The 26,044-nt window shown below is 66.0% G+C and carries 21 protein-coding genes; 14 read left to right on the top strand and 7 right to left on the bottom strand.

Annotation, left to right across the window (positions count from 1 at the left end; translation table 11 throughout):
- Positions 1-10 precede the first annotated feature (10 nt).
- From NZK81_RS02820 to NZK81_RS02800, 5 genes are all read left to right on the top strand, one after another.
- Positions 11-754, top strand: a complete 744-nt coding sequence (locus tag NZK81_RS02820; RefSeq protein ID WP_260043621.1) for an iron-containing redox enzyme family protein — start codon at positions 11-13, stop codon at positions 752-754.
- Positions 755-825: 71 nt separating this feature from the next.
- Complete coding sequence (locus NZK81_RS02815; protein ID WP_260043620.1) at positions 826-1,167, top strand: Rieske (2Fe-2S) protein; 342 nt, start codon at positions 826-828, stop codon at positions 1,165-1,167.
- Between the two features lie 60 nt (positions 1,168-1,227).
- Positions 1,228-2,808 (top strand): FAD-dependent oxidoreductase, encoded by a 1,581-nt coding sequence (locus NZK81_RS02810; protein WP_260043619.1) that lies wholly within the window; start codon positions 1,228-1,230, stop codon positions 2,806-2,808.
- Positions 2,808-4,235: a hypothetical protein gene (locus NZK81_RS02805; protein WP_260043617.1), complete on the top strand. Its 1,428-nt coding sequence runs from the start codon at positions 2,808-2,810 to the stop codon at positions 4,233-4,235. The genes NZK81_RS02810 and NZK81_RS02805 overlap by 1 nt, the downstream gene beginning before the upstream one ends.
- Positions 4,236-4,249: 14 nt before the next feature.
- A complete protein-coding gene (locus NZK81_RS02800; RefSeq protein WP_260043614.1) occupies positions 4,250-5,740 on the top strand; it encodes a gamma-glutamyltransferase family protein in 1,491 nt (496 codons plus the stop codon).
- Between the two features lie 9 nt (positions 5,741-5,749).
- On the opposite strand, the gene NZK81_RS02795 is transcribed toward NZK81_RS02800, so the two are convergent.
- The 3 genes from NZK81_RS02795 to NZK81_RS02785 are packed head-to-tail and all read right to left on the bottom strand — an operon-like array spanning position 5,750 to position 8,435.
- Positions 5,750-6,517 carry a sulfite exporter TauE/SafE family protein gene (locus NZK81_RS02795; protein WP_260043939.1) on the bottom strand — a complete coding sequence of 256 codons (768 nt, stop codon included), beginning with the start codon at positions 6,515-6,517 and terminating at the stop codon, positions 5,750-5,752.
- Positions 6,518-6,522: 5 nt separating this feature from the next.
- Positions 6,523-7,968, bottom strand: coding sequence for an aldehyde dehydrogenase family protein (locus NZK81_RS02790; RefSeq protein WP_260043613.1), 1,446 nt, complete (start codon positions 7,966-7,968; stop codon positions 6,523-6,525).
- Positions 7,965-8,435: a GlcG/HbpS family heme-binding protein gene (locus NZK81_RS02785; RefSeq protein WP_260043612.1), complete on the bottom strand. Its 471-nt coding sequence runs from the start codon at positions 8,433-8,435 to the stop codon at positions 7,965-7,967. The genes NZK81_RS02790 and NZK81_RS02785 overlap by 4 nt, the downstream gene beginning before the upstream one ends.
- A 273-nt stretch (positions 8,436-8,708) precedes the next feature.
- Between NZK81_RS02785 and NZK81_RS02780 the strand changes: the two genes are divergently transcribed.
- Positions 8,709-11,309 carry a TonB-dependent receptor plug domain-containing protein gene (locus NZK81_RS02780; protein ID WP_260043611.1) on the top strand — a complete coding sequence of 867 codons (2,601 nt, stop codon included), beginning with the start codon at positions 8,709-8,711 and terminating at the stop codon, positions 11,307-11,309.
- Between the two features lie 376 nt (positions 11,310-11,685).
- On the opposite strand, the gene NZK81_RS02775 is transcribed toward NZK81_RS02780, so the two are convergent.
- The gene (locus NZK81_RS02775) at positions 11,686-13,113 is read right to left on the bottom strand and encodes a hypothetical protein (RefSeq protein ID WP_260043610.1); all 1,428 of its coding nucleotides are present in this window, start codon (positions 13,111-13,113) and stop codon (positions 11,686-11,688) included.
- A 2-nt stretch (positions 13,114-13,115) separates the two neighbouring features.
- Complete coding sequence (locus NZK81_RS02770; protein WP_260043609.1) at positions 13,116-13,700, bottom strand: MarR family winged helix-turn-helix transcriptional regulator; 585 nt, start codon at positions 13,698-13,700, stop codon at positions 13,116-13,118.
- A gap of 103 nt (positions 13,701-13,803) precedes the next feature.
- Here NZK81_RS02770 and NZK81_RS02765 point away from each other — a divergent pair, with 103 nt between their 5' ends.
- Genes NZK81_RS02765 through maiA form a run of 3 tightly spaced genes read left to right on the top strand, consistent with a single transcriptional unit; the run spans position 13,804 to position 16,150 of the window.
- Positions 13,804-15,123: an amidase gene (locus NZK81_RS02765; RefSeq protein ID WP_260043608.1), complete on the top strand. Its 1,320-nt coding sequence runs from the start codon at positions 13,804-13,806 to the stop codon at positions 15,121-15,123.
- Between the two features lie 17 nt (positions 15,124-15,140).
- On the top strand, positions 15,141-15,506 hold the full coding sequence (locus tag NZK81_RS02760; protein WP_260043607.1) for an antibiotic biosynthesis monooxygenase: 366 nt from the start codon (positions 15,141-15,143) through the stop codon (positions 15,504-15,506).
- Entirely contained in the window at positions 15,503-16,150 is a 648-nt protein-coding gene (maiA, locus tag NZK81_RS02755) for a maleylacetoacetate isomerase (protein ID WP_260043606.1), read from the top strand. Before NZK81_RS02760 ends, maiA begins: the two co-directional genes overlap by 4 nt.
- A 12-nt stretch (positions 16,151-16,162) precedes the next feature.
- On the opposite strand, the gene NZK81_RS02750 is transcribed toward maiA, so the two are convergent.
- Both NZK81_RS02750 and NZK81_RS02745 read right to left on the bottom strand, forming a co-directional pair.
- Positions 16,163-17,410: a flavin-dependent oxidoreductase gene (locus NZK81_RS02750; protein ID WP_260043604.1), complete on the bottom strand. Its 1,248-nt coding sequence runs from the start codon at positions 17,408-17,410 to the stop codon at positions 16,163-16,165.
- 206 nt (positions 17,411-17,616) lie between these two features.
- Positions 17,617-18,000, bottom strand: coding sequence for a ribonuclease HI (locus NZK81_RS02745; protein WP_260043602.1), 384 nt, complete (start codon positions 17,998-18,000; stop codon positions 17,617-17,619).
- Positions 18,001-18,342: 342 nt separating this feature from the next.
- Between NZK81_RS02745 and NZK81_RS02740 the strand changes: the two genes are divergently transcribed.
- The 5 genes from NZK81_RS02740 to NZK81_RS02720 all read left to right on the top strand — a co-directional run bounded on the left by NZK81_RS02740 (position 18,343) and on the right by NZK81_RS02720 (position 26,040).
- Positions 18,343-18,879 carry an RNA polymerase sigma factor gene (locus tag NZK81_RS02740; protein WP_260043601.1) on the top strand — a complete coding sequence of 179 codons (537 nt, stop codon included), beginning with the start codon at positions 18,343-18,345 and terminating at the stop codon, positions 18,877-18,879.
- Positions 18,880-18,924: 45 nt separating this feature from the next.
- Positions 18,925-19,872 (top strand): FecR family protein, encoded by a 948-nt coding sequence (locus tag NZK81_RS02735; RefSeq protein WP_260043600.1) that lies wholly within the window; start codon positions 18,925-18,927, stop codon positions 19,870-19,872.
- Positions 19,873-19,874: 2 nt separating this feature from the next.
- On the top strand, positions 19,875-22,241 hold the full coding sequence (locus tag NZK81_RS02730; RefSeq protein ID WP_260043938.1) for a TonB-dependent receptor: 2,367 nt from the start codon (positions 19,875-19,877) through the stop codon (positions 22,239-22,241).
- A gap of 68 nt (positions 22,242-22,309) precedes the next feature.
- A complete protein-coding gene (locus NZK81_RS02725) occupies positions 22,310-25,522 on the top strand; it encodes an autotransporter outer membrane beta-barrel domain-containing protein (protein ID WP_260043599.1) in 3,213 nt (1,070 codons plus the stop codon).
- Positions 25,516-26,040: a DUF6438 domain-containing protein gene (locus NZK81_RS02720; RefSeq protein WP_260043598.1), complete on the top strand. Its 525-nt coding sequence runs from the start codon at positions 25,516-25,518 to the stop codon at positions 26,038-26,040. The genes NZK81_RS02725 and NZK81_RS02720 overlap by 7 nt, the downstream gene beginning before the upstream one ends.
- Positions 26,041-26,044: the final 4 nt, after the last annotated feature.

Raw genomic sequence — 26,044 nt, 5'->3', positions numbered from 1 at the left:
GAGGCATTAAATGGCTGAGCTATTGAATCCCGTTGAATTCCGCGCTGCTATCAAGGAGGCCATGAAGGGCCGCGAGGCTCGCAATGCCTCCTTCAGTCTGGCTTGGGCCAACGGCGAGTTGACCCGCGACGACTTTGCCCGCTGGGCCGAGAACCACTATCACTACGTCGGTCCCTTCGCCGACTATCTGGGCTACATCTACGCGAACGCCCCGCTGGACGCGATCGACGCCAAGGACTTCCTTCTGCAGAACATGTACGAGGAAGAACTGGCGGACATTCGCCACACGGACCTGCTGATCCGCTTTGCCGAGGCATGCGGCACCACGCGTGAGCGCGTCATGGACCCGCGCAATGCCAATCCCGTCACGCGCGGCCTTCAGGGCTACTGCTATGCGATGGCGATGCGTCGCAACTGGGTTGTGGCGACCGCGTCTCTCGTCGTCGGCCTGGAATCGCAGGTGCCGGACATCTATCGTCGCCAGTATCCGGCGCTGATCGAGAAGTATGGCTTTACCGAGGATGAGGCCGAGTTCTTCGAGCTGCACATCTCGTCGGACGAAGTCCATGGCGAGCGTGGCTACGAGATCGTCCTGAAGTACGCGGACACCCCCGAATTGCAGGAAGAATGCCTGGAGGCGATCCGTGAAGGTGCCGACATGCGCTTTTCCTACACGCGTGCGCTCTACGACTACCACGTCCTTCCCGCCCGCGAGGCGCGCGAGGCCGGCGTCAAAGAGACGGTTGCAGCCTGAACATCCCGCGGCCGCGCCGGAGCCCAGACTCCGGTGCGGTTCCCCTTCGGCTCATGCAATTTCGAGGTACGATGACAGACTGGGTCGATGTCGGCAGCCGCACGGAGATCATGCGCAAGCGCAAGATGGTGGTGCATGTCGATGAAACGGACATCGTGCTGTTCACGCACGAGGACAGGATCTACGCCTTGGCCGACCTGTGCGTGCACAAGCAGAAACGGCTTTCCCGAGGCCTGCTCTTCAAGGGCAAGGCCATATGTCCGGGGCACCAGTGGGCCTTCGATCTCGAGAGCGGGTGGACTGACGAATGGTCGGTCTGCCAGCCAACCTACCGGGTCCGCTGCGAGGAGGATCGCGTCCTGCTCGACCCGGAAGCGCGCATTCTTGCCGAGAAACCGGCCGCGACGGGCTGAACGCCCGAACGCGAACCTGTTCCCGGATTTCACAATTTCATCGGTCGGAGACTCCAAGCGATGCAGCAAGTAGTGCTGATCGGCGCGGGCCATGCGTCGGCGTCGGCTGCGAAGACATTACGGCGTGAAGGCTTTGCCGGTACGATCATAGTCGTTGGCGATGAAGCCTATCCTCCTTACCAGCGTCCCATGCTGTCCAAGGAATTCCTGCTGGAAGATGCCGAACAGGATGAACTCTGGTCGATGTCGGAAGACTGGTGCCGTGAAAACGACGTGACGCTGATGCTGGGGCGCCGTGCCGACCGGATCGACATCGAGCAACTCGCTGTCGAATTGGCGGATGGCGAAAGGCTTCCGGCCGACGCCGTCCTGATCGCGACCGGCGTGCAGCCGCGCCGCCTGCCATCGGCGCCGTCGCCGCGTGTTCATTATCTCAAGACGCTCGATGAGGCTCTGGCCCTGCGCGGGGCGCTGCGCGAGGGCGCCCGCGTCGCCATCGTCGGCGGCGGCTTCATTGGCCTGGAAATTGCCGCCGCGGCAAGGTCGCGCGACTGTGCGGTCACGCTCTTCGAGGCCGACAAGCTGCCGCTGGCGCGCATCCTCGGCGATGAGCTTGGCGCGGCCATGGCGCGCTTGCATGCGGATAACGGCGTGGATCTGCGCACCGGCGTCAAGGTGGCGGAAATCGTCGATCTGGGCGATGCCGGAATCGAGGTCGTGACCGATGACGGCCAGCGCCATCAGGCGGACATTGCCGTCGTCGGTATCGGCGTCACGCCGAACGATGCCATCGCGCGCGTGTCCGAGATCACTGTCGGCAACGGCATTCGCGTCGACCAGTTCTGCCGCACTTCGGCCATTGGCGTGTTTGCCGCGGGCGACGTCGCCAACCACTATCATCCGGGCCTCGATACGCGTCTGCGCGTGGAGCATTTCGACAATGCCTCGCGGCAGGGTGCTGCGGCCGCCCGCAACATGCTGGGCCAGCGAGTCGTCTATGACGACGTGCACTGGTTCTGGTCGGATCAGTACGACCACGGTCTCCAGTTCGTGGGACATGCGGCCGACTACGACCGGATCGTGGTGCGCGGCGATGTCGATGCGTTCGATTTCGCGGCGTTCTATATGAAGGGCGATCGCGTGGTTGCCGCCTTCGGCATCGACAGGGGGGCGGAAATCCTCGCGGCGAAGTCGCTGATTGCCGACAAGGTGCCTGTCGACGACGCGCAACTGGCCGATGAAGACGTCGATCTGCTCGAACTCGGCTCGACCGAGGCCGCCGATGAGGTCGACGACGAACTGCCCCAGACCCCGGATGCGCTTGCCGACACGCGGTTCGAGCGCGTGGCCCGCAGTGGACAGGTGACCGAGGGCAACGCGCGCCGCTTCATGATCGGCGAGACCGAAGTGGCCGTGGCCCGCTGGGAAGGCAAGGTTTACGCCCTGCACAACCTGTGCACGCACCTTGCCTGCAGGCTTACCGCCGGCAAGGTCGATCAGGCCGGGCTCACCTGCCTGTGCCACGGCTCGATCTTCGAACTGGCGACCGGTTTCCCGGTCAACCCGCCGGCGACCAAGCCGGTCCGCACCTTCCCGGTCATCGAAACGGAAGGCCAGATCTACGTGCGGGTTCGCGACTGATGACAACGGTGGCGCTGACCGCAGGGCACTGGACTTTCGCTGCGGTCGTCGTCGCCATTGTTCTGGCGTTCCTGTTTCGGCGCGGCGTCACGATTCTCGCGATCCTGGGGATCATGGCGGTGGCGGCCCAGTCGGGCAACGCCGGCGGCGGGCTGCTGAACCATTCGATTTTCGCGGTTCAGGGCGTGTTTCGGGCAATGCTGCTGGCCGGGACCGAACTGTTCGATGTGATCCTGCTGATCGCCGTGATGCTGGCCTTGCTGCGAAGCCTGCAGACGCAGGGTGTGAACCAGTTGATCATGGCGCCGCTGCGCGCGACGATGAAGGGGCCACGTTCCTCTTTCCTCAGTCTCGCGATCATCACTTATGTCACTTCGGCATTCTTCTGGCCTTCACCGGCCATCGCGCTGATCGGTGCGGTCCTGCTGCCAGCTGCGGGACGGGCAGGCCTTTCGGCCATTTCCGCCGCCGTGGCGCTGAACCTGGCGGGTCACGGCATGGCACTTTCGGCGGACCCGGTTCTTCAGGCGGCAACTCGCATCACGGCGGGTGCGGCGACCGAACCGGTCCAGTCGATATTTCCCTATACCCTTCTGTTCTCGCTGATTGTCGGCGGTGTTGCGCTCGGCCTTGGCGCCATTCCGGTTCTGCGGGGCGAGCATGCCGACCATGTGCCTGCCGAGAGCGCCTCGTCCTTCAACGGGCTGCAAGAGGCGCCGACCGAACGCAGCCGCCACGCGCTGCTGCTCGCCATACTGGTGCCCGCGGTCCTTTTCACCGTCACGCTGACCCTGGCCTGGCGCGACCTGGCAGACCCGGCGCGCGCCATCTTCGGTGCGGACGCCACCGCCTTTCTGGGCGGCACCGGACTGGCGCTGCTGATCATATCCTGCGCGCTCGACGACGGTCATCGTGCGCTCGAAACCGTGGTCGAGCATCTGACCACCGGCGTTGCATTCGCCGTCAGCGTGTTCGCACCGGTATTGCCCATCTATTCCTTCTTCCTGCTCGGGGACACCGAGCACGCGCGCCAGATTCTCGGACCGGGCACGCCGGGGTACATGCTCGACCTTGGCAGCATGCTGGGAACCCAGATGGGCCACGGCACGGTTCCGCTCGTTGTCGGGATCGTCGTGGCCGGCGCCCTGTGCGGGATCGATGGCACGGGCTTCGCCGGTCTGCCGATCGTCGGCGCGCTGAGCGCGACAGTGGCGCCCGACGCGCCGGAGCATGTCGCCGTGCTCGCGGCCATCGGACAGATCTCGACGATCTGGGTGGGCAGCGGGACGTTGATTCCCTGGTCCAGCGTCTGCGTCGTCGCGGGCATCTGCGGGGTTTCGCCCGAAGCGCTTGTACGCCGTAACCTCGTGCCCGTTCTGGGCGGCCTTGGGGCCGCGATGGTGGTCGCGATCCTCCTCCTCAATTAGACGTAGGAATTTCGATGCCGAAAGCCGATGGATCGAGCGCGCAGAAGGCCGCCAGGTGGCGCGGGACCGGCGCCGAGGCGATCATGGCAGAGCAGTGCCAGGCGCGGGGCGTCTGGGGTATCTGCGGGGCGGCGGCGCCCGGTGCCGCGCGCATTGGCGCCGGTGTCCTCGATCGGGGTGGCAATGCCTATGACGCGGCGGTGGCGGCGGCGTTGGCCGAGACGGTTCTGCTGCCGCCCAAGTGCGGGCTGGGAGGCGACCTGATCGCGATCGTCTGGCCGGCTGGCGCGGAGGAGCCGGAATGCCTGATCGCCGTCGGCGGCGCCCCTGCCGGCCTTGCGGAAGCGGCCCGTGCGGGGCAGCTCGATGATACGGGGCCCTTTTCGGTTGGCGTCCCGGCCGCGCCGCACGGCTATGCCGCCTTGGCCGAACGGGGGCGCCTTGGCCTTGAGGCACTGGCCGAGCCTGCCATCGCGCTTGCTCGCCGGGGCATAGCCTGGGCGCGCATCTGCGCGGTTCTCTCGGACGAGAGCCGTGATCTTGTGCTCGGGCTCAACCCCCAGGGCACGAGCTACTACCCGGGCGGCAGGGGGCTGGAGCCGGGCGAGACAATCGCGCTTCCCGGAATGGCCCGCCTGATGGAACGCTTTGCCGAGTATGGGGCGGCCCTCTACGAGAGCGATGTCGGCAGCCATGTCGTGGAACGGGTGCGGGAGGCGGGCGGCGTTCTCACCGCTGCGGATTTCGCCTATGCCCGTGCCGAGTGGATCGCGCCGGCGCGCGCCGCGAGCGCGGGCCTTGCCCTTTTCGCGACGCCTGCACCCACGCACGGCGCATCGCTGTTGGAAGCGGTGTCGCGTCTCGGCGCGGCGGATGGCCAGGTGGCCGGCTACGATGCGGCGCTGGAGGCTATTGCGCGGCGGCGCGACACGCTGTCCGACCCGTCCGGCACCTCGATGGTGTCGGCGGTCGATGCGGAGGAGACGATGGTGGTGATCGTCCATTCCAACTCCTATCCGCGCTTTGGCAGCGGCCTCATCGTGGAGCCGTACCAGCTCATCCTCGCGAACCGGGCCGGAAGGGGCTTCAGCGCCACGCCCGGACATCCCAACTTCCCCGCCGCGGGCAAACGGCCGGCGACGACGCTGCATGCCTGGGGCGTGCTGTGCGATGATGGTTCGCGCATGCTCGGGGCGACGCCGGGCGGCACCAACCAGATGCCGTGGAACGTGGCTACCCTCGGACGCATCCTGAATGGGCAGCGGGACGCAGGCCACCTTATCGTGGCGCCGCGCTGGGAATGGCGGCCTTCGGATGACGGGGTGCTGCTGGAAGCGGGATTCGACGAAGCGACCCGCGAGGCCTTTCGCGACCGGGCTCCGTCATTCGCCGAGGTCGATCGCTGGGCGATGCGTTCGGCCATGCAGATCGTCACGCGCTCGCCGGACGGTGTCGCGACCATCGCGGCTGATCCGCGCACGGTGGGAACCGCGCTGGCGCTTTGACGCCGGGGCTCAGATCAGGGCCAGCAGAGAACGCGCTACCAGCGCGGTCGCGGAAAGAGCCGCAACGATCAGCACCGTGGCCCTCACCTGCCGGGCGCTGACCCAAGGCGCGATCACGCCCGACACGAGGAAGCCGAGTACCATCGCGGGAACGAAGACAAGGCTCTCCAGGGCCTGCTGCAGGCTGAACCTGCCGGTCAGGAGCAACGCAAGGATGGAAATCGCGGAACTCGCGCAGAAAAACGCGGCCAGCGTGGACTTGGCCGTGTCGCCATCGCTCTTGTGGTAGATGAGCGCGATCGCCGGGGAGCCGGCGGACGTCAGCGTGCCCATGACCCCGGAGATGAACCCCGCCGACACGAGGTTGCCGCGCGTCCGCTCGACCGAAAAGCCCAGGGCCGTCAGCAGTACGCCGAGCAGGATGAGCAATCCGAAGACGAGGCCGAAGACGGACAGAGGCAGCAGCGCATAGGCCCCGGCCCCGGCCAGCGAGCCGACTATGCGACCCGACAAGGTCAGGGCGAGGCCGGGTCGGTCCAGCGGTCCGTGGCGGCGCAGCAGCATCAGGATGGAAACAAGCATCGCCAGGACCAGCAGCGGGCCGGGGCCGATCGACGGATCGATCAGGATGACCACCGGCGCCGCCACCAGTCCCAGGCCCACGCCGCTCAGGCCCTGCATCACCGAGCCAAGCAGCACGGCCAGGCAGGCAAGCAGGAAGATCTGCGGCGTGGCGACGATCGACACGCCGAGAACGTCCGCGAGTGCCTGGCCCATAGCGCTCACGCGGCGAGGTATACCGTGCGGGTCGTGGTGTAGAAGTCCATGACGCCCAGGCCCGCCTGTTCGCGGTAGGTCTGGTTGCTGGAATTCTTGATGCCGCCGAACGGTGCCGCACCGGAAACGCCGCCGGTTGCGCTGTTGATCTTGACGATGCCGGCATCGATGTCGCGCGCGAAACGCTCGATCGTGGCATAGTCGTTAGTGACGATCGAAGCGGCAAGGCCGTAATCGGTGGCGTTGGCGAGCGCGACCGCTTCTTCATAGCTCGCGGTACGGTGGAAGGCGAGGACCGGGCCGAAGATTTCCTCCCGCGACAGCATGGAGCTTGTCGGCACGTTGGCGAAGATCGTCGGCGTGACGAAGAAACCGCCCTGTTCCTCGGTGAGGTCCGGCAGCGAATCGGAACCGAGCGCCAGTTCGAGACCTTCCGCGCGTGCCATCGCGATGGCCTTGCGCACCTTGTCGTATTGCGCGCGCGTGGCCACCGGTCCGATCTTGGTGGCCGGATCGAAGCCGTCGCCCGCGACCATGGTCGAGGCGATTTCCGCGACCCGGGCCACGATGGCATCGTGGTTGTCGCCGACGATGATCGCTCGGCTGGTCGCCGTGCATGCCTGGCCCGTGAGGTTGAAGGCCCCCTGGGCGATGATTGCCGCGGCGCGGGAGACATCGGCATCGGGCATGACGATGCAGGCGTTCTTGCCGCCCATCTCCAGTTGCAGGCGCCGGCCGGGCCCGGCGGCGCCGTGGATGGCGGCGCCGACCGCGTAGGACCCGGTGAAGGTCACGGCCTTGACCTGCGGCGCGGTCACGATCGCATGCCCCAGTTCTGCGCCGGTGCCCTGCAGGAGCGCGATGGCATCGGTCGGAACGCCCGCGTCCAGCAGGACCTGAACGAAGTTGCGGCCGGTCAGCGGCGTGGCTTCGGACGGCTTGAACAGCACGGCGTTGCCTGTCGCGAGGGCAGGGCCGATCTTGCGCGAAGGCAGCGAGATCGGAAAGTTCCACGGCGTGATGACTGCAATGACCCCCAGGGGCGCACGCACCGAATAGACGAGGCCGTCGGCGGAGGGGTAGGTCTCGCCCCGCATGCGAACCGCTTCGCCCGCATAGAGCCGCAGGTTCGCCGCCGCGCGCTTCCATTCCATGCGCGAAGCCCCAATCGTCTTGCCCTCTTCGCGGGTGAGATCTTCGGCATAGGCCTCCACGCGCTCGATGATGAGGTCCGCGGCACGATTGAGAATCTCGACGCGGCGTTCGTGGGGCGTGGCGGCCCATTCCGGCCAGCCGGCCTCCAGAGCCGCGCAGGCCGCATCGACATCGGCCGGTCCGGACCGGGGGATGATCCCGACAAGGTCCTCGCCGCGCGCGGGATTTCGCCGTTCGTAGCTGCCGCCGCCTGCGGCGCCGCACCAGGCGCCGGCAATGAAATTGTGCTCGCTCATGCGCGCTTGGCCGCTTCGGGGATGGTCACTTCGCCGCCGCCGGTCTCGCGCATGTGCTCTGCGAAGGCCTCGATCGCGGCTTCGCACACGGCGATGTCCTGTTCGCCGTTGCCACCGGAAACGCCGATGCCGCCGACGACCTTGCCGTCAACGTAGATCGGGTAGCCGCCGACGAACACGGTGATGCGGCCATCGTGCTGGGTGAAGATACCCCACGCTTCCTCGCCGGGGTAGGTGTTGGTGAAGGTGTGCGTGACCCGGCGATGCGCGGCGGCCGTGAAAGCCTTGTTCTGCGCGATCTGCACGCTCGTCACCTTGCCCTTGTCGAGGCGGCGTAGTGCGATCGGGTAGCCGGCATCATCGGCGATGCAGATGACATGGGCGCCGCCCAGTTCCTCGGACTTGGCCTGTGCGGCATTCAGAAGCAGTTCCGCTTCGGCGAGACTCAGCACGTTTTTCGTAAGCAAAAGGCGTACTCCACTACATTTACATACTGTATACACACTAGCAGCCAAGCGCTGTCAAGCGCCGGAAGCGCGCGGGATGGGTGGGAAAAAGGGGTTGTGCGACGCACTTGCAAAATGCCGCTTGACAATCAGTATACCTCGCATAATCTCCAAATCGCACACTGTATACCGCATGCGATTTATCATGCGATAAGTGGCTCGCAGGAAACGGCATCAGCGACGCATATAAAGTGCGGGCTGTTGGGATCAGGCATCTTTCATGAGGGGTATTCCATGCGTTTGAGCAGCGGACTTTCGATTTCCAACAGACATCTGTGGTCTACAGCGTCTCCACTCGTCCTGGGGCTGGCGAGTGTCCTGACGGCGACGCCGGCCTTCGCCGAGGCCGCTGCGGCTTCGGCGGCCAGCGTGGATGCGGGCACTTCCGATGAAGGCGCCTCCATTGTCGTCACCGGCTCGCGCCGCGCGGCGCGCTCGCCTTCCGATGTGCCGGCACCGGTGGACATCGTGAGCGCCGCCGAACTGAGCCAGCAGCCGAGCCCCGACGTGTCGAACCAGCTTCGCCTCGTGGTGCCTTCGCTCAACGTCAACGACAATCCGATCAGCGGTACGTCGGCCGGCATTCGGCCTGTCACGTTGCGCGGTCTTTCGCCCGATCACACGCTGGTGCTGGTAAACGGCAAGCGCTTCAACCGGTCGGCCGACATTCCCAGCTTCTCCGGCGGTCTATCCGATGGCTCGCAGAGCCCCGACATCTCTGTCATTCCCTCCATCGCGCTGAAGCAGGTTCAGGTGTTGCGCGACGGTGCGGCCGCGCAATACGGCGCTGACGCGATTGCGGGCGTCGTCAACTTCATCATGAACGACGATGTCTCAGGCGGCCTGATCCAGTCGCAGTTCAGCAGCACGTACGAGGGCGACGGCGACACCTACCAGGTCGCCGGGACTTACGGCGTGCCTGTCGGCGATACCGGCTTCGTGCGGCTGAGCGGGGAATACAGCAGCGCCGACCGTGCCGTGCGTGCCGTGCAGCGCGACGATGCGGCCGCTCTGCAGGCAGCGGGCTATACCGGCGTGCCGGATCCCGCGACCCGTTTCGGCACCCCGCAGATCCGCGATAACATCAAGCTGTTCCTGAACAGCGGCGTCGATGTCGGCATCGGTGAACTCTACGCCTTCGGCGGCTACAGCAGCCGTAAGACCAGCGTGGACTTCTTCTATCGCAACCCGATCGACCGCGACGGTGTCTTCACCGACGGTGCCGGCAACTTCCTCGTCGGTGACATGACGCCCGACGATGGGGTCGCCTGCCCTGGCACCGGAGCCGATGCTATCCCCGTCGGTTCGGCGGATGCCGCCGCGCGGCTGGCGGAAGTGATCGCGACGCCGAATTGCTTCGCCACTGCGAGCCTCTACCCGGGCGGCTACAGCCCCTACTTCATCAACAAGGTGAAGACCGTGTTCGGCACCGCCGGCCTGCGCGGCGAGCTGCTTCCGGACCTCCAGTACGACCTCAGCTTCGGCGCGAGCCGCTACAAGATGTCGATCTACGTCCATAACTCGATCAATCCGAGCCTGGGCAGCGACAGCCCGACCGAGTTCTACAACGGCTCGCGCATTCAGGAAGAGCAGGTTGCCAACCTCGACTTGAGCTATCCGCTCGAGGTGGGCTTTGCGACGCCGCTGAACATTGCCGGGGGTGTCGAGTGGCATCGCGAGAAGTTCACGGTCAAGGCGGGTGAGCCGGCGTCTTATGAGGCCGGCGTGCTGGCCACGCAGGGCTTCACGGTCGGCGAGGATGCCTATGCCGGTTATTCGCCCGACATCGCGGGTAGCCGGTCGCGCGACAACTGGTCGTTCTACCTGGATCTCGAGACCAATCCGATCGAGCAGCTCGATCTCGGTCTCGCCGCGCGCTACGAAAGCTTCAGCGACTTCGGCGACAAGGTTACCTACAAGGTTTCCGGACTGTTCCACATCACCGACAGCCTGGGCGTCCGCTCGACCTATGCGACCGGCTTCCACGCGCCGAGCCCCGGCCAGCAGGCCTACACCGGCCTTGGTCAGCAGCTGACCGCCGATGGCACCCTGGTCCAGACCGGCATCATTCCGGCGGACAACCCGATCGCGCTCGCGGTGGGCGGGCAGAAGCTGAAGCCGGAAACGTCGAAGAGCTTCAGCGCGGGCCTGGTCTTCGACGAGCCCTGGCTGAATGTCACGATCGACTACTTCAACATCAAGATGAAGAACCGCCTGACGCAGTCGCAAAGCTATTCGCTGACCGACCTGCAGCGTGCCGACCTGATCGCGCAGGGCTACGCCTTCGCCAGCCAGATCGGCACCTTCAAGTTCTTCACCAACGACTTCTCCTCGACCACGCAGGGTGTCGACGTCGTCGCGACGGTGCCGCTCAACTTCATTCCGGCGGGGCAGACGGCCTTCAGCGCGGCGATGAACTACACCAAGAACGAGGTCACGTCCTACGATCCCAGCGATCCTAACGAACTGCTGGACGAAGGCCGCGTGATCCAGCTTGAGAAGATGCTGCCGCGCTGGCGCGGGAATGCGACGATTACGCATAGCAGCGAGCGCTGGCACGGCCTTGTCCGCATGAACTACTTCGGCAAGTACACCGAACTGCACGTCAACTCGCTCGGCCTGCGTTTCGACCCGGGATCGGAGATCACCTTCGACGCGGAAGTGGGCTTCAAGCCGCTCGAGAACCTCGACATCGCGGTCGGTGCGACCGACATCTTCGACAACCGCCCCGACCTCAATCCCTACCGCGGCATCCTCGGGTCGAAGTATCCGACGACCTCGCCGATGGGGCTTGCCGGTGGCACCTACTACATTCGCGCCGGTATCACCTTCTAACGATTACCCAACCTGCATGACAGCCGGTCTGCCCGATACCAAAGGGCAGGCCGGCTTTTTTTTTGTTCGAAGTATGTGCCCGACATGATCCCGGATTTGGCTGGAACGGCACCGTCCATGTTTTGTTAGGGGGCTGTCTTGCGGGACGTTCCAGTGGACGGGGAGCGGGAGCCTTGCAGCCTTTGCGCAGGATGTCGCGTGGAAGGCGAGCCGGTTCCGCCACGGTCGGGCTATTGGCCAGTTGTGGGCTTCAGGTCTGTCCTATGGCCTCGGGTCTTGCCGCAGGTCGTGTCTCGGCCGAAAAGACGAACCCCCGGGTGCGCGGGATGCGCGCCCGGGGGCCATGTCCTGAAAGGTCCTTGCGGACCGCAGGCTCTTATTTGTTCGCGTATATCAGGAACAGGGCGAGCGTGGCCGCAGCCAGGAAGCCGAGGGCCACGGGCAGGAAGTTGCGCCGGGCCAGTTCGTCGGGGTTCACATCGGCCATGGCCGCGGCCACGCAGACGCCCGACCATGGGACGATGGTGCCGCCCCCGACCCAGACGCTGCCGATCTGCCCGATACTGGCGAGGATCGCGGCATTAGCGGGAACCGTACTGGCGACGGCACCGGCGATGCTGCCTGTCAGCGGCAAGCCGGAAAAGCCGAAGCCGTCGATGCCCGATAGAATCCCGACGACCATCACGCCGAAGGGCAGGATCGGATTGTCCTGTCCCAGAAAGCTGCTTGCGGCCTTGCCGAGATCGAGGAGGAACCCCGGGGTGCCCGGACCGAGGACTTTGGCGGCATGCTCGGGGTCGCCGAGGAAGAAGAAGGCGACGATCGGCAGGACGGGCGCAAAGACCTTGACGGCAAAGGCAAATCCTTCGCGAAGATGGACGATGACCTGTTCCAGCGCGTGATGCCCGTCCTGCACGACGCAGGCGATGACGAGGATGCAGACCGCGCACCCGCCGAGAAGCGCCGTGGCATCGCCGCCGTAGATGGCGTGAGCAGGGTCGAACAGGGCGCGCGAGATGATGAGGGTTCCCATTCCGAACAGCACGGACGGTGTCAGAATGGCGAGGAAGCGGGCATGGGGGCCGAACTCGGAGCGCCCCTGAGAGTCGCCGAGCGGCAGGGTCGAAGCGCTGGCAACCACCTTGCCGCGTCGCATGTCCCGTCCGAGCAGCAGGCCGAAGACCGTAAGCGCGATCACGCCGACGACACCCGCGAACAGTACCGTGTAGAAAAGGACAAGGCCGGGGGACACATGGGCCGCGCCTGCGGAAATGCGGGTTGCCGCCTGGATTACCGGGTCGGAAGAGAGAGCCATCCCGTGCCCGGCGATGTTGACGGCCGCCACCGCGCCGATCGCAGGCAGCCTTGCCCGGATCGCGACCGGCACCAGGACCGTGCCGACCAGCGCCGTCGCCGGCGAGGGCCAGAAGAAGATGCCGCACACGTATGTCGTGCAGGCGAGCGTGATGAACGCGGAACGCGGGCCGACGATCAGCCGGCGCACCGGGATGATCATGAGTTCGTCCGCGCCCTCCTTGCTCATGGCTTTCAGCATGGCCAGCATGAGGGCCACCAGCAGCATGATGTCGAACAGGCCGATGCCCGCCATCAGGATCGCACGGAACAGGCTTTGCGTGGCGAAGATCATGCGATCGGGCAGCGTCGTGCCGGCATTGGCGGACATGAAGGCCAGAGCCACGGTACCGGCGATGGCGACAATCGCGACGTTGCGGCGCACCACCATCACGAAAATGATGGTGGCGACGGTGAAGAGGAAGACCCAATGGGCCGCGGTGATCGGCATGATTACTCCGTGCTGCGCTTCTTGCGACCTCGCGCACTCTTTGTCTCGGTCCCCCCGGCCTCGTTTGTGAGGCTGGAACGGCCGAACTGGTTGTTCGCTTCGATGATGGTGACCAGCGCATCGAGAAAGGCTTCGCGCTGCTTGCTATTGAGGCATGCCAGCAGCCGGGTCTGCGCACGCGTCATGTCGGGATAGTGCCGACTGAGCATCTCGCGTCCGGCCCGGGTCAGGCGCACGAGCTTGGCCCTGCGGTCGATTTCGCTCTGGCGGCGCTCGACGAGGCCGGCGCGTTCCAGCCGGCGCAGCACGTCGGCGACGTTGGTCCGGTCGATGCCAAGCTTGGTCGCAATGGCGATCTGGTCGATGTCCGGGTTGGTCGAAAGGATCGTCATCAGCCCGTACTGGACAGGGGTGATGTCCGAATCGCCGACTTCCTCGAAGAACAGCGCGTAGTGCAGCTGGTGGACCCTGCGGATCAGGTATCCGGGCCGCTTCCACAGCGGCAGATCCTCCATCAACTGGCGCAGGGAACCCTGTTCCTCACCCGTGTCCCCGCGTGCCGGCTCCACCCGATCAGTTTTTGCCATGCCTCTGAAATCCTTGATCCGATCTTGTGTCGTTTCGTCCTTTGGAGGGTTGAACACAATATTATCGATCAGTATACCCCTTTTTTATCAAAAGGGGCTCGAAATGCAGGCAGGCGTCGCCGTCGCGACAAATATCGAGGCCGTTCAGTCAGCCTGGAACCCGTTCAGCGCGATACTGGAGGCGCAGCCCGACCCGTCGACTCCAAAGGGAACGCTGGCGGGGGTGGCCGTGTCCGTGAAAGACATTCTCGATGTCGCCGGCGCGCCGACGCGCTGGGGCTCGCTCGCTCTGCAGGATGCCGCGCCCGCGGAGCGTGACATGGAAGCGGTGGCGCGGCTGCGGCAAGCCGGCGCGAGCATCGTCGCCAAGACCACCACGACCGAATTTGCGCACAGTCCGCTCGGCTATTCTTCGCTGACGGGCATGACGCTCAATCCCTGGAATCCGCGCATGACTTGCGGGGGATCATCGAGCGGAGCGGGCGTGGCCGTGGTTACCGGCGCAACCCCTCTGGCCCTTGCCACCGATGCGGGATGTTCGACGCGTCTGCCTGCCGCCCTGACCGGGGTCTTCGGCCTGAAGGCCACCTCGGGCCGCATCCCGCACGAGAAAGTGCCGGAAGGGTTCGCCAGCATCGTTCACCTGGGGCTTCTGGCACGCGACGTGGACGTGCTCGAGCGTGGCCTGGTCGCGGTCGCGGGGCCGCACCGGTCCGATCCGCAAAGCCTGTCGCAACCGGATCTGCGTATCCCGCATCCGGGCAGCGATGGCGATGCCCTTGCGGGGCGGCGCATCGCGATCTGGCGGTTTGCCGGCAATGCGGTCCTCGATGACGACGTTGAATGCCAGATGGTCGATGCGGCAAAGGTGCTGGCGGATGCGGGCGCGCGGGTGGACTGGCTCGAGTATCCGCTGGAAAATCCCACGCGGCACTGGGCCGTGCTTCAGGAAGTGTCGTGGGCCGCGCGCGTTGCCGCCCTGCCCGCGCGGTTGGGGGAGCGCCTGTCCCTGACGTTTCGGGACGGCGCGGCCCGGGGGCGTGAGGCCACAGCGCTCGGGCTCAGCGCAGCTCTGGCCGGTCGCACCGCTGTTTTCCGGGCCGTGCAGCGGGTCTTTGCGGCCGGATACGACTTCATCCTCACCCCATGCGCGGCTGCGGCGGCGATCGCGGCGGATCATCCTACCGATGCGCCGCTGGAAATCGGCGGACGGAGTGTCGGGCCGCTACGCGACGCGTGGGTGCCCTATCTGTCGCTTTTCAACCTTTCCGGTCACCCCGCGATAACGCTGCCGTCGGGGCTGGACCGCAACGGCGTGCCCATGGGGCTGCAGCTCGTCGCGCCCTGGTGGGAGGAGCACCGACTGCTCGCCGCTGCCCGGGCATGGGAAGCCGCCTGTCCGCCGCCGACTATGGAATCTTGACCGAAAAGGACACCTTGATGGCAATGGAACCGCTCGCGACAAAGGGTAACTACCTCCACATCTACGACTTTCGCGTCGAGCCTGGCCGCGAGGAGGAGTTCATCGCCCTGTTCGACGAGTTCGATTATTCGGACGGCAATCCGATGCACAAGTCACCCGCGCAGGTGCAGGATGGAGTCCTGTGCCGCGATACCACCGACCCGCAGCGGTTCTTCCTCATCGCCGAATGGTCCGACATCGCCGAACATGCCCGGATCCGCGCGATCCTGGCGGAAGAGATCCGGCCGGCCTTCATCAGCCTGATCGAGGGGCGGCGGTTCGTGCCCACTTATGCGGAGGTCGTTTCTTCCACGCCGCATCATATTCTCAACGATCCGGAATGACCGCGCGCGACGTCTACGGCTTCTTTCGAAGCTCCACGTCCTACAGGCTGCGTCTGGCTCTTGCCGCAAAGGGGCTCGACTACTCGCAGCGCTTCGTAAGCCTGCCCGAGGGGGCGCATCGCACCGAGGCATTCCTTGCGGTCAATCCGCAGGGGCTGGTGCCCGTTCTTTGCGAGGACGGGCAGGCCTTCACGCAGTCTCTGGCAATCATGGAATACCTTGAGGAACGTTATCCCGAGCCGCCGCTGATGCCCGCCGGCCTCGTCGAGCGCGCCTATGTTCGGGCCCTGTCGCAAGTTATCGCTTGCGACATTCATCCGCTCAACAACGTGCGGGTCCTCAAGTTGCTGCGGGAGGATTTCGGGGTCGACGAGCCCGGCGTGCAGCGATGGTACGAGCACTGGATCGCAACCGGCATGGCGAGCTTTGAATCCATGCTGTCGCGCGAGCGTCGCCACGGGCGCTATTGTCTTGGCGAACAGCTTACGATCGCAGACCTGTGTCTTGTCCCGCAGGTCGCCAATGCGCGCCGCTTCGCGTGCGACCTGTCGCCCTTTCCGCTGTCGCTGGGCATTGCCGAGCGGGTGGAGGCCCTCGATGTGCTTGCCTTGGCCGCACCGGGGCGGCAGGCCGACGCTTTCTGAGGGGCTGGCCCGTCAGCCGGCCGGCCGCACCTGATCGCGGGCGTACCCGGCCACGGCCTTGTAGCTGTTGCTGATGGCGGCCAGTTCGGCCGGGTCGATGACATCCTCGATGCGTTCGAAGGGACGGTCGCCCGAGCGTTCGTGCACGACTTTCAGGATCACGTCGGGCGGCGTGGTGCGGTTGGTGCGCACGACGTCCGCAGTCGCGGGCAGGCGCTGGTCCGCGTATGCCTGAAGAGCTGCTTCGACGTTTCCGTCGGCCGCCAGCGCGTCTGCCAGCGCCCGCGCGTCGAGAATGGCCTGGCCGGCGCCGTTGGAGCCGCGCGGATACATCGGATGGGCCGCGTCTCCCAGCAATGTGACCGCGCCGCTGGTCCACCATGGCAAGGGGTCCTTGTCGACCATGGGATATTCCAGGATCGTGTCGGCCGCACGGATCATCGCGGGCACGTCGAGGAAATCGAAATGCCAGTCCTCGAACGCGTGGATGAAATCCTCGATGCGGCCCCGGCGGTTCCAGTCCTGCCGCGTGTGTTCGGGCGTCTCGATCTCGGCGACCCAGTTTATCAGTTGGGTTCCCTCGCTGTCGATATTGTCGCGGATGGGGTAGATGACCATCTTTCCATGGCTCAGCCAACCGGCCCTGACGTAGCTTGCACCGTCGAGATAGGGCTTCCAGCGCGTGACGCCGCGCCACATGTTGACGCCCGAATAGATCGGTGGGCCATCATCGGGATGCAGCAGCTTGCGGACGGCGGAATGGATGCCGTCCGAGCCCACCAGCGCCGAACCGCGCACGCTCGGCAGGGGGGCGCCCGTCTCGTCCACGAAGTGAACGAGGACACTGTCCTCGCTCTGCTCGAAGCCGGTGCAGCGGTGGCCTGTCACGATGGTCCGCGTTCCGGTGCGCGCCACCAGCGCACTTGCCAGGATTTGTTGCAGGTCGCCGCGATGAATCTGGAACTGGGGAACATCATAGCCGGCAGAGAGACCCACGGCCTCGGTATGCACCAGCTGCCCGAAGCGTGTGTAGAAGCATGAATTGCGCGCCGAGATCGCCGTGCGCTCAAGCGCTTCGCGCAGGCCGAGTTGACAGAGCTGCGCACTGGCGTGGGGCAAGACGCTGATACCCACCCCCAGCGGAGCGAGTTGCGGCGCGCTTTCGAAGACCGTGCTTCTGATGCCACGCTCGTGAAGCATGAGGGCCAGGCTCAAACCGCCGATCCCGGCGCCTGCAATGATGATTTCGTTCGCGTTCACGCCCGTACTCCGTCCGTGCTTGCCCGACGAGTGATAACCGCTCGGCCCGCATAGTCAATATAAGATGTATACTGATTAAATTGTGTGGACTGAGGGGAGGGGATGTCGTGTGCGGAGCGTGCAGGCGTCATGACGTCACGAGGTTGCGCGACGCTGGCGTGTGGCCGGTCGTGCCCGTTCCCTTCGACGGCAAACCGGCAGCAGCGTTATCGTGGATGCCGGGCTGCCAGCGCAATGCCGGCGAGGTTCTGTTCGCGCTTGATCCAGCGGACCCGGGCAGGCGGCGCTTCGATCGCCAGGGCCAGGAACCGGGCTGCATGGCGGTGCGGCGCTTGGCGACTTGCCAGAACCGCATTGGCCTGCCTCGTCACCTCGACCGCGTCGCCGATCAGTTCGACATCGGCAAGACCGGCCGCTTGCGACAATTCCAGAGCGAGGATCAGTGCCAGCCATTCGGCGTCGGTATTCGTCCCGGTCCCCAGGTCATCGAACAGATGCTCTACGCCGCGCACCACCACGGCCGCCTCCATGGGGCCGGGGTTGGGGCGACAACCGCCATCGAAGAAGACTTTCACCCTGCGACGCGCCATCGGCGTTTCCATCTGCCTCGATCGATTGCTGTCGCATCAAGCTGTTGCAAAGCGGGCCTCGCCAATCAAGTGCTTCGCCGGTGGTCGGCACGGCGGCGGATCGCGGGAATTGCATTCCCGATGACTGCGAAAACACGCCTTTTCCAAAGTACATGATCCATGTGCCCTGCGATCCCTCCAATCGGCCCAAGTTCTGATCTCGAACAGGTCGCGAAGGACAGGCTGCCGGAAATCATCGGCAAAGTTGCGCGCAGCAGAGATCGCGCGGCCATGGCGTGCTGTTTCGCGCTTTATCTGATCGTTGAGACAGTCTAGCCACGCCGACTGGTGCAACGATTCCCCGTGTCCGTGACAGATCCATCGTCTTCATCCGGCCTAGAAAGCGCGCTTCTGACTTATCGGGAGCAACTGCTGCGCTTTCTTCGCGCGAGGGGGGCGGGGGATGCCGCCGAGGACATCCTGCAGGAAGTCTGGATCCGTATCACCACGAGCAACCTCGGGCCCGTGGCATCGCCGCTGGCCTATCTTCATACGGTCGCGAACGCGGTCATGGTCGATCGCTACCGTTCGGTGCGCCAGGCGGAAAAACGCGAGAGGGACTGGGCCGATGTCCATACCGGGGAGGGCGAGGTTTCTTCAGAACCCTCTGCGGAGCGGCAACTGACCGCGACGCAGGAAGCCGCGAAGGTTCTGGCCATGCTCGACAGCCTTGGCCCACGCGTTGCCGCCATCTTCCGCCGCCATCGGGTCGACGGCCTTCCCCAGAAGGCCGTCGCTGCCGAACTCGGCGTGAGCCTGAGCACCGTGGAAGGGGACCTGCGCACGGCCTATCGCGCCCTGGCCGAGTGGAAGGCACGAGCCGATGGAGAGGAGCGATGAGGCTGTCCGCGATCGACTCCGTCGTGCTCATGAAAGGAATGCGCAATGGCCAGTAGCGAGGCAATCCATGAGCAGGCCCTCGACTGGGCCGTCCGCACCGGCGATCCCGCCTTTACCGACTGGGCGGGCTTTACGGCGTGGCTGGAGGCCGATCCCGCGCATGCACAGGCCTACGACGCGATCAGCGCTTCGGTGGCAGAGGGCGCCGAACTGCTTCGTGTCGCCGGCCCGGCGAACGACATCTCAGCGTCGCATGAGCCGGTTTCCCAAGCGCCTGTCTCGTCGCGCCGCCGCTGGCTGGGCGGCGTGCTGGCGGCTTCGGTCGCCCTGGTGGTGGGTGTAGGGCTGTGGCAGCGCGAACGGGCCGACCTTTATGAGATCGCAACGGCCCCCGGCGAAATCCGAACGCTGACGATGCGGGACGGGACCTCGATCGCGCTGTCCGGGCAGACGACGATCGAGCTCGATCACAACGATCCGCGGCGGGCCCGGCTCAAGCATGGCGAAGCGCTTTTCACTGTGCGCTACGATGCCGATGCACCCTTCCGTGTCGCTGTCGGGGAGGACCGGCTAGTGGATATCGGCACGGTCTTCGACGTGCGCCTTGACCGACAGGGGATGAGCGTTGCCGTCTCGGAAGGCGCGGTGCAGTTCAATCCCGATGCGCAGAACGTGCGTATCGATCCCGGCCAGCGGCTGTCGCACGACATCGCTACGGACCGTTACGTGCTTTCCGCCGTAGCCGTCGGACAGGTCGGCGAATGGCGCCAGGGCCGGCTGACTTTCGAACAGGCATCGCTCGAACGGGTGGCCTCCGATCTCACGCGCGTTACCGGCATTCCGTTTTCGGCGGGTGCGCCGGGCGGGAAGCCGGCCAGCATTTCCGGGTCCGTGCTGATCGCCCCGATCAGGAAGGACCCGCAGGCGATAGGCGATCTCCTCGGTCTGGAGGTGATCCGCACCGCCGATGGGTGGAGCCTCGCTCCTCTTTGACGATGCATATCGGCCGAATCCTTCTGGCGATCGCGATGGTCGCGCCGGCTCCTGCCCTTGCCGGAACCTCAAGGGTGGCGACGGGCCCCGGCAGCGCGGGCAGCGCGGCCATCGAGATCGCGCGCCAGACGGGAAGCAGCATCGTCATAACCGATCCGGCGCTGGCCGCCCGTCCGGTTCCGCCGATCAGCGGGCGTTTCGATGCCGAAGAGGCGGTTCGCCGGCTGGCGCGTGCCGCCGGCGCGCGCGCCGTAGCCACCGGACCGGGGTCCTGGCGGATAGAGAGGGTTCCCGCCCGCCGCATGGCTGCGAGAGCCCCCGCTTATGCGGTAAGGGCGAACCTTGCCGGGGCCGGTGACGAAGTGGCGGCGGAACCGATCGTCGTCGTCGCGACCAAACGCGATCTCACCATCGATCAGGTGGCCGGGCAGGTTGCCATTCTGGACGGCCAGACACTTGCTGCCGGGGGCGTCGGCGGGACCGAGAAGATCGCGCGCGAGCTTGCCACCGTGGCTTCCACCCACCTCGGCAGCGGGCGCAACAAGCTGTTCATTCGCGGGATCGCGGATTCGAGCTTCACCGGGCCGACACAGGCGACCGTGGGGCAGTACATCGGCGACCTGCGCCTGACCTACAATGCCCCCGACCCCGACTTGCGGCTTTCCGACATGGCGCGGGTGGAGGTGCTCGAAGGACCGCAGGGCACGCTTTACGGTGCCGGTTCGCTGGGCGGCATCATCCGCCTCGTGCCGAATGCGCCGCAACTGGACGTGACCAGCTTTTCCGGGATGCTCGGCGGCTCGCTGACCCAGCATGGCGATCCCGGCGCGGATGCCAGCGCGACGGTCAATTTGCCGCTGGCCGAAGGCACAGCCGCGCTGCGCGCAACGGTCGATGCCATGCGGCTGGGCGGCTATATCGACAAGCCGCTGCTCGGCCGGCGCGACGTGAACCGGACCGACATCCTCGGCGGCCGCGTCGCGCTGCGCGTCGAGCCGGCGCCTGGCTGGTCGGTCGACGTGGCGGTGCTGGGCCAGTCGACCGATACGGCCGACAGCCAGTATGCGGACCGCGACGGCGTGCCGCTCGAAAATACCGCGCGCGTGCCCGAAAGCGCGCGCGCGGACTATGGTATGGGGCAGATTGTCGTTTCGGGGCGGATCGGTGCCGTGCACCTGCGTTCGACCACCGGACTGGTCCGCCAGAACCTGCGCGAGAACTACGATGCCTCGTTGCCTGATGGGGCGCCGCGTGTCTTCACCCAGACCAACCGTACCCGCATGGTCGCCAACGAGACGCGGCTGTGGATGCCCGAACGCGGTGGTTTCAGCTGGCTTGCCGGTGCCAGCTTCACGCATAACAGGACGACTCTGAGCCGCCTGTTCTCGTCCACTGGCTTGCGCAGCGCGACGGCTGGCGTGCGCAATACCATCGACGAGGCCACGCTTTATGGCGAGGCCAGTCTGCGGTTGACACAGCCGCTGGTGGCGACGGCGGGTGGCCGCGTGACCTGGTCGCGACTCGACGGCGAGGGCGAGGACATCCTGCCCGAAGTGCTCATCGTCTATGCCAAGAGCGGCATTGCGGCCCGGCGTACCTTCACGACGGTCCTCCCCTCGCTGGCACTGCATCTGGAGATCGCCCCGCATTCCGCGATGTACATGCGGTATCAGGAGGGCTTTCGTCCGGGCGGTCTCGCCATCGACAGCAACTATGTGCGTCGCTTCCGCAACGACCGCACGCAGACCTTCGAGGTGGGCGCTCGGCATGGCAGTCGCGGTCGCGGCGCGTTCGATCTTGCCATGAGCCTGTCCTACACGCGCTGGCAGGACATCCAGGCCGACTTCATCGATGCCTCCGGCCTGCCGAGCACGGCCAATATCGGTGATGGCCGTATCTGGACCGCCAGCCTCAGCGGCGGCGCGCAAGTGCTGACCGGCCTGCGCCTCGAAGCGGGTGTCGCGTGGAACCAGAGCAAGGTGGACAAGCCCTCGCTGCCCGTGGAGCTGCTGCAGACGCGGGCGATGCAGGTTCCCAACATCGCCAATGTCGCCGCGCGGCTGGGCTTGCGCTGGGAGCGCGAATTGCGCGGCGATCTCAGGCTGCAGGCGCAGGGGTGGGCCAGCTATGTCGGCCGCTCCCGGCTCGGCATCGGGCCCGAACTCGGCGATCCGCAAGGCGACTACCTCGATACCGGCATCACCGCGCGGATCGGCACCGACCGGATCGGGCTGACGCTTGGGATGACGAACATCGCCGACGAGCGCGGCAACCGCTTCTCGCTTGGCACGCCCTTCGGCACCGGGCGCGAGCAGGTGACGCCGCTGCGCCCGCGCACGGTGCGCATCGGCATCGACACCCGCTTCTAGAAACTTTTTTCAAGGCTGCACGCGCACCGCTCCGTCCAACGGGTCGATACGGACCTGAAGGGATTGAGATGTCGCGTTACCTGCTTGCTTCCACCGCATTCCTCGCACTCGCTGCCAGCACCCAGACGGCCCGTGCCGAGGACATCACGACCAAGAAGACCACCCCGCTTCGCACCTCGACGATAAAGAACGGTGCGGCGGACACGATCACCATCACTACGGACGGCTCCGTTGTGCTGACCGGTGGCACGGCCGTCACGATGGACAGCGATCACGCCGTCAGCAATGCCGGGACGATCGATGTCAGCAACGGCACCGCGGGCATCGTGGCGCTTGCCGGTACCAGCGGGAACATCGTCAATTCCGGCACGATCACGGTCGACGAGCCCTATGCGCCGGCCGATGATGACAACGATGGTGATCTGGACGGCCCCTTCGCGCTTGGCGCGAACCGCTACGGCATCCGCACCGAGGGCGCGCATGGCGGCAATATCTCCAACAGCGGCAAGATCACCGTGGTGGGCAATGATTCCGCCGGTATCTCGCTGGGCGGTCCGCTGACAGGGGATTTCACCCACAATGGCGAAACGGCGGTGACCGGCGATCGTTCGGTCGGCATCGAGGCTGGCGCGATCGATGGGGACGTTCGTCTCGCCGGCTCGGTTTCCGCGCGCGGCGAGGATGCGGTCGGTGCGCATTTTTCCGGTGACGTCGACGGCGCGATGGTCGTGCAGGGCAATGTCGCGGCAACCGGATACCGTTATACGACGGTTCCCTCCGATCCCTCCAAGCTCGACGCGGACGATTTGTTGCAGGGCGGGTCGGCGCTGCTCATCGAAGGCAACGTCTCGGGTGGCATCGTCCTGGCCGTGCCGCCGGGGGATGCCGATCCGGACAACGCTGACGAGGACGCGGACGGCATTCCCGACAACGAGGAAGGTTCGGCCAAGGTCGTGTCCTATGGCGCCGCGCCGGCCATGGTGATCGGTGCCACCGATCACGCCGTTGCCATCGGTCCGGTCGCCGGTACCGCGAGCGGGTATGGCCTGCAGATCGACGGTGCGATCGAGGGCCGCGGCCTCTATTCCGGCGTCGATGCAACCGGCCTGGCGATCGCCGGGCGCGGCGGCGAAGTGACCATAGCCAACGGCATTGGCATCGGCGGGACGGTCATGGCCGTGTCCAACGGCGGCAGCGCGACCGCCGTGCGGATCGGCGCGGGCGCGTCGACGCCCGAACTGCGGAATTCGGGAACGATCAGCGCGAGCGGTGGAAATGCGGCTTCGGCCCGCACCACCGCGCTCCACGTCGCAGCCGGGGCGAGCCTGCCGACGATCCGCAACAGCGGTACGATCAAGGCCGTCGCCGGAGCGGACGGCACCGCCACCGCCATCCTCGACGAGAGCGGCTCCGTCACGCTCTTGGAGAACAGCGGCGCGATCACGGCATCCGGCGCGGCGGCGGCATCGGGCCGCAATGTCGCGATCGATCTTTCGGCCGCGACGCAGGACCTGACGGTACGCCAGACCCAGGTCGCTTCCGGATACGATGCCCCGTCGATTTCCGGCGACGTGCGCCTGGGCAGCGGCAATGACCTTCTCGCCATCGCCGACGGCAGCCTGACGGGCGATGTGACGTTCGGCGGCGGCGACGACCGGCTCGCGCTGTCGGGCGATGCCGTGCAGACGGGCAAGGTCACTTTCGGTGGTGGTGCCGACACGATGACGCTGGAGGGCAGTTCCTCCTTTTCCGGCACGCTCGATTTCGGCGGCGGCGCGGACTCACTGACGCTGGCGGGCACTTCCGCCTTTGGAGGCAGCCTGCTCAACGCGTCCCAAGCCTCGGTGAAGGTGTCCGGGGGCGCTCTCGACATTCGTATGCCCACCCAGGTCGGCTCGCTCGAGATCGGCGAGAACGGCGTGCTGGTGGCGACGCTCGATGCCGCGAACGGCCAGGGCAGCGCCTATACGGTGGGCGGCACTGCCAGCTTTGCCGAAGGGGCCAAGCTGGCGATCCGGCTGGCCGACGTTTCCACCGCAGAAGGCAGCTATCAGGTCCTGACCGCTTCGGCCATCGAAGGTCTCGACAAGCTGGAGACGGTGACCGATCTTGTCCCCTTCATGTTCAAGGCCGAACTCGACGAGGGTGCCGCCGACAACACGATCGTGGTCGATGTCGCCCGGCGCTCGATCGGCGAACTGGGGCTCAATCGGTCGCAGGCCAGTGCCTACGATGCGGTTTTCGCGGCGCTTTCGACCGACGAGGAAATCGAGGACGTCTTCCTGTCCATCACCGATGGCGGTACGTTCCGCGACGCCGTTGGGCAGATGCTGCCCGATCATGCGGGCGGCGCGTTCGAGGGCATCAGCCTGGGTGTTCGCACGCTGGCGCGCCAGTTGCAGGATCCGCCGACCCCGCTCGGGCATGAAGGCAAGATCGCAACCACCGTCAATCTCGCGTTCTGGGGAAGCGACAAGAAGGCGGGCCCGACCGCGGCCTACGATCTGAGCGGCTATGCCTGGTCGCTTGGCGGCGAGTACGAGACCGGCCTCGGCTATTTCGGTGCGACGGTGTCCTACCTGTGGAACCGGCATACGATCGGTGCCGCCAGCGAAGTGAAATCGGGATCGGTCGAAGGCGCGGTGCATTGGCGCGGTCACTGGGGCGCCTTCGGCGGCTTCGCGCGCGCCTCGATCGGGCATGCCGATTTCGACAGCGAGCGAAAGTTCACGGGCGTGACGGCGGACAAGGAAATCAAGCGCACCATCGACGGGAGCTGGAACGGCAGCTTCGTGACATTCGTCGCGGGCGCATCGGCCGAGGGCGGAACCCAGTTCTTCTTCTTTCGTCCGCAGGTGTCGGTGGACTACGTCCGGCTCAGGGAAGACGGCTATGCCGAAACCGGGGACGATGCGCTCGGCCTTGTCGTCGACAAGCGCACCAGCGACGAGTTCGGCCTCAACGGCGGCATGACCGTCGGCTTCGATCTCATGGGGATGAACGCCCGCGACGAGAACTGGATGCGGATCGAGACCGAAGGCGGCTGGCGTGAAGTGCTGGGCGGAAGCCTGGGCGCCACCACGGCGCGGCTCGGCACCGGGGACGTCGCGCCCGGAGAGGCCTTCACCCTCTCGCCCGAGGGCTCGACGAGCGGCTGGTTCGGGCGCCTGCGCGCCTTCGGCGGTTCGGTCGGGTTCATCATGGGCGGCGAACTGTCGGCGGATCGCCGCCATGGCGAGGTCAACCTGGCCTTGCGCGGCAGTGTGACCGTCAGGTGGTGAAGATCCTTGTCCTGATCGCGGCAGGGTGCGTTGTGCTGGGCATCGGTCTGCTCGGCGCGTGCACGCTGCCGCTTCGGGAAGGCGGGCCCGCCCGGCCGCGCGAGGAAATCGTCATTGCGCGCGGCCCCTGCAACGGTTTCTGTCCGGTCTACCGGGTCAGCGTGACGCCGGGAGGTCTGGTCGACTTCGAGGGGCTGCGCCATACGGCCCTGATCGGGTCGCGCATGCGCGCGGTGTCGCGCAGGACTTACGACGAGGTGCGCAAGGCCGTCTTGCCGCTCCGTCCGCCGACGGGCACCACGCGCGACTGGCCCTGCGCGAATCCGCCCACGGAGACGTCGCAAGTCACGGTCGAATGGCGCAGCAAGTCCGGGACGCAAACGACGTTGCGATTGCGCGCGGGGTGTCGGGAGGCCGACAGCGAGATGATCGAGCGCCTGCTCGACCGCCAGATAAAGGTTCTCGGCGTCGAGGCATGGGTGCGGCAGGCGCTGCGGGATGGCGTGCCGAAAGGCTAGCGGC

It is taken from the genome of Novosphingobium mangrovisedimenti (assembly GCF_025153475.1).
GTDB lineage: Bacteria > Pseudomonadota > Alphaproteobacteria > Sphingomonadales > Sphingomonadaceae > Novosphingobium > Novosphingobium mangrovi_A.
This window is presented reverse-complemented; position numbering and strand designations above follow the sequence as displayed.

Coding starts and splice junctions, on each gene's coding strand:
- NZK81_RS02820 (WP_260043621.1), top strand. CDS start 11: ATGGCTGAGCTATTGAATCCCGTTGAATTCCGCGCTGCTATCAAGGAG.
- NZK81_RS02815 (WP_260043620.1), top strand. CDS start 826: ATGACAGACTGGGTCGATGTCGGCAGCCGCACGGAGATCATGCGCAAG.
- NZK81_RS02810 (WP_260043619.1), top strand. CDS start 1,228: ATGCAGCAAGTAGTGCTGATCGGCGCGGGCCATGCGTCGGCGTCGGCT.
- NZK81_RS02805 (WP_260043617.1), top strand. CDS start 2,808: ATGACAACGGTGGCGCTGACCGCAGGGCACTGGACTTTCGCTGCGGTC.
- NZK81_RS02800 (WP_260043614.1), top strand. CDS start 4,250: ATGCCGAAAGCCGATGGATCGAGCGCGCAGAAGGCCGCCAGGTGGCGC.
- NZK81_RS02795 (WP_260043939.1), bottom strand. CDS start 6,517: ATGGGCCAGGCACTCGCGGACGTTCTCGGCGTGTCGATCGTCGCCACG.
- NZK81_RS02790 (WP_260043613.1), bottom strand. CDS start 7,968: ATGAGCGAGCACAATTTCATTGCCGGCGCCTGGTGCGGCGCCGCAGGC.
- NZK81_RS02780 (WP_260043611.1), top strand. CDS start 8,709: ATGCGTTTGAGCAGCGGACTTTCGATTTCCAACAGACATCTGTGGTCT.
- NZK81_RS02775 (WP_260043610.1), bottom strand. CDS start 13,113: ATGCCGATCACCGCGGCCCATTGGGTCTTCCTCTTCACCGTCGCCACC.
- NZK81_RS02770 (WP_260043609.1), bottom strand. CDS start 13,700: ATGGCAAAAACTGATCGGGTGGAGCCGGCACGCGGGGACACGGGTGAG.
- NZK81_RS02765 (WP_260043608.1), top strand. CDS start 13,804: ATGCAGGCAGGCGTCGCCGTCGCGACAAATATCGAGGCCGTTCAGTCA.
- NZK81_RS02760 (WP_260043607.1), top strand. CDS start 15,141: ATGGCAATGGAACCGCTCGCGACAAAGGGTAACTACCTCCACATCTAC.
- maiA (WP_260043606.1), top strand. CDS start 15,503: ATGACCGCGCGCGACGTCTACGGCTTCTTTCGAAGCTCCACGTCCTAC.
- NZK81_RS02745 (WP_260043602.1), bottom strand. CDS start 18,000: ATGGCGCGTCGCAGGGTGAAAGTCTTCTTCGATGGCGGTTGTCGCCCC.
- NZK81_RS02735 (WP_260043600.1), top strand. CDS start 18,925: ATGGCCAGTAGCGAGGCAATCCATGAGCAGGCCCTCGACTGGGCCGTC.
- NZK81_RS02730 (WP_260043938.1), top strand. CDS start 19,875: ATGCATATCGGCCGAATCCTTCTGGCGATCGCGATGGTCGCGCCGGCT.
- NZK81_RS02725 (WP_260043599.1), top strand. CDS start 22,310: ATGTCGCGTTACCTGCTTGCTTCCACCGCATTCCTCGCACTCGCTGCC.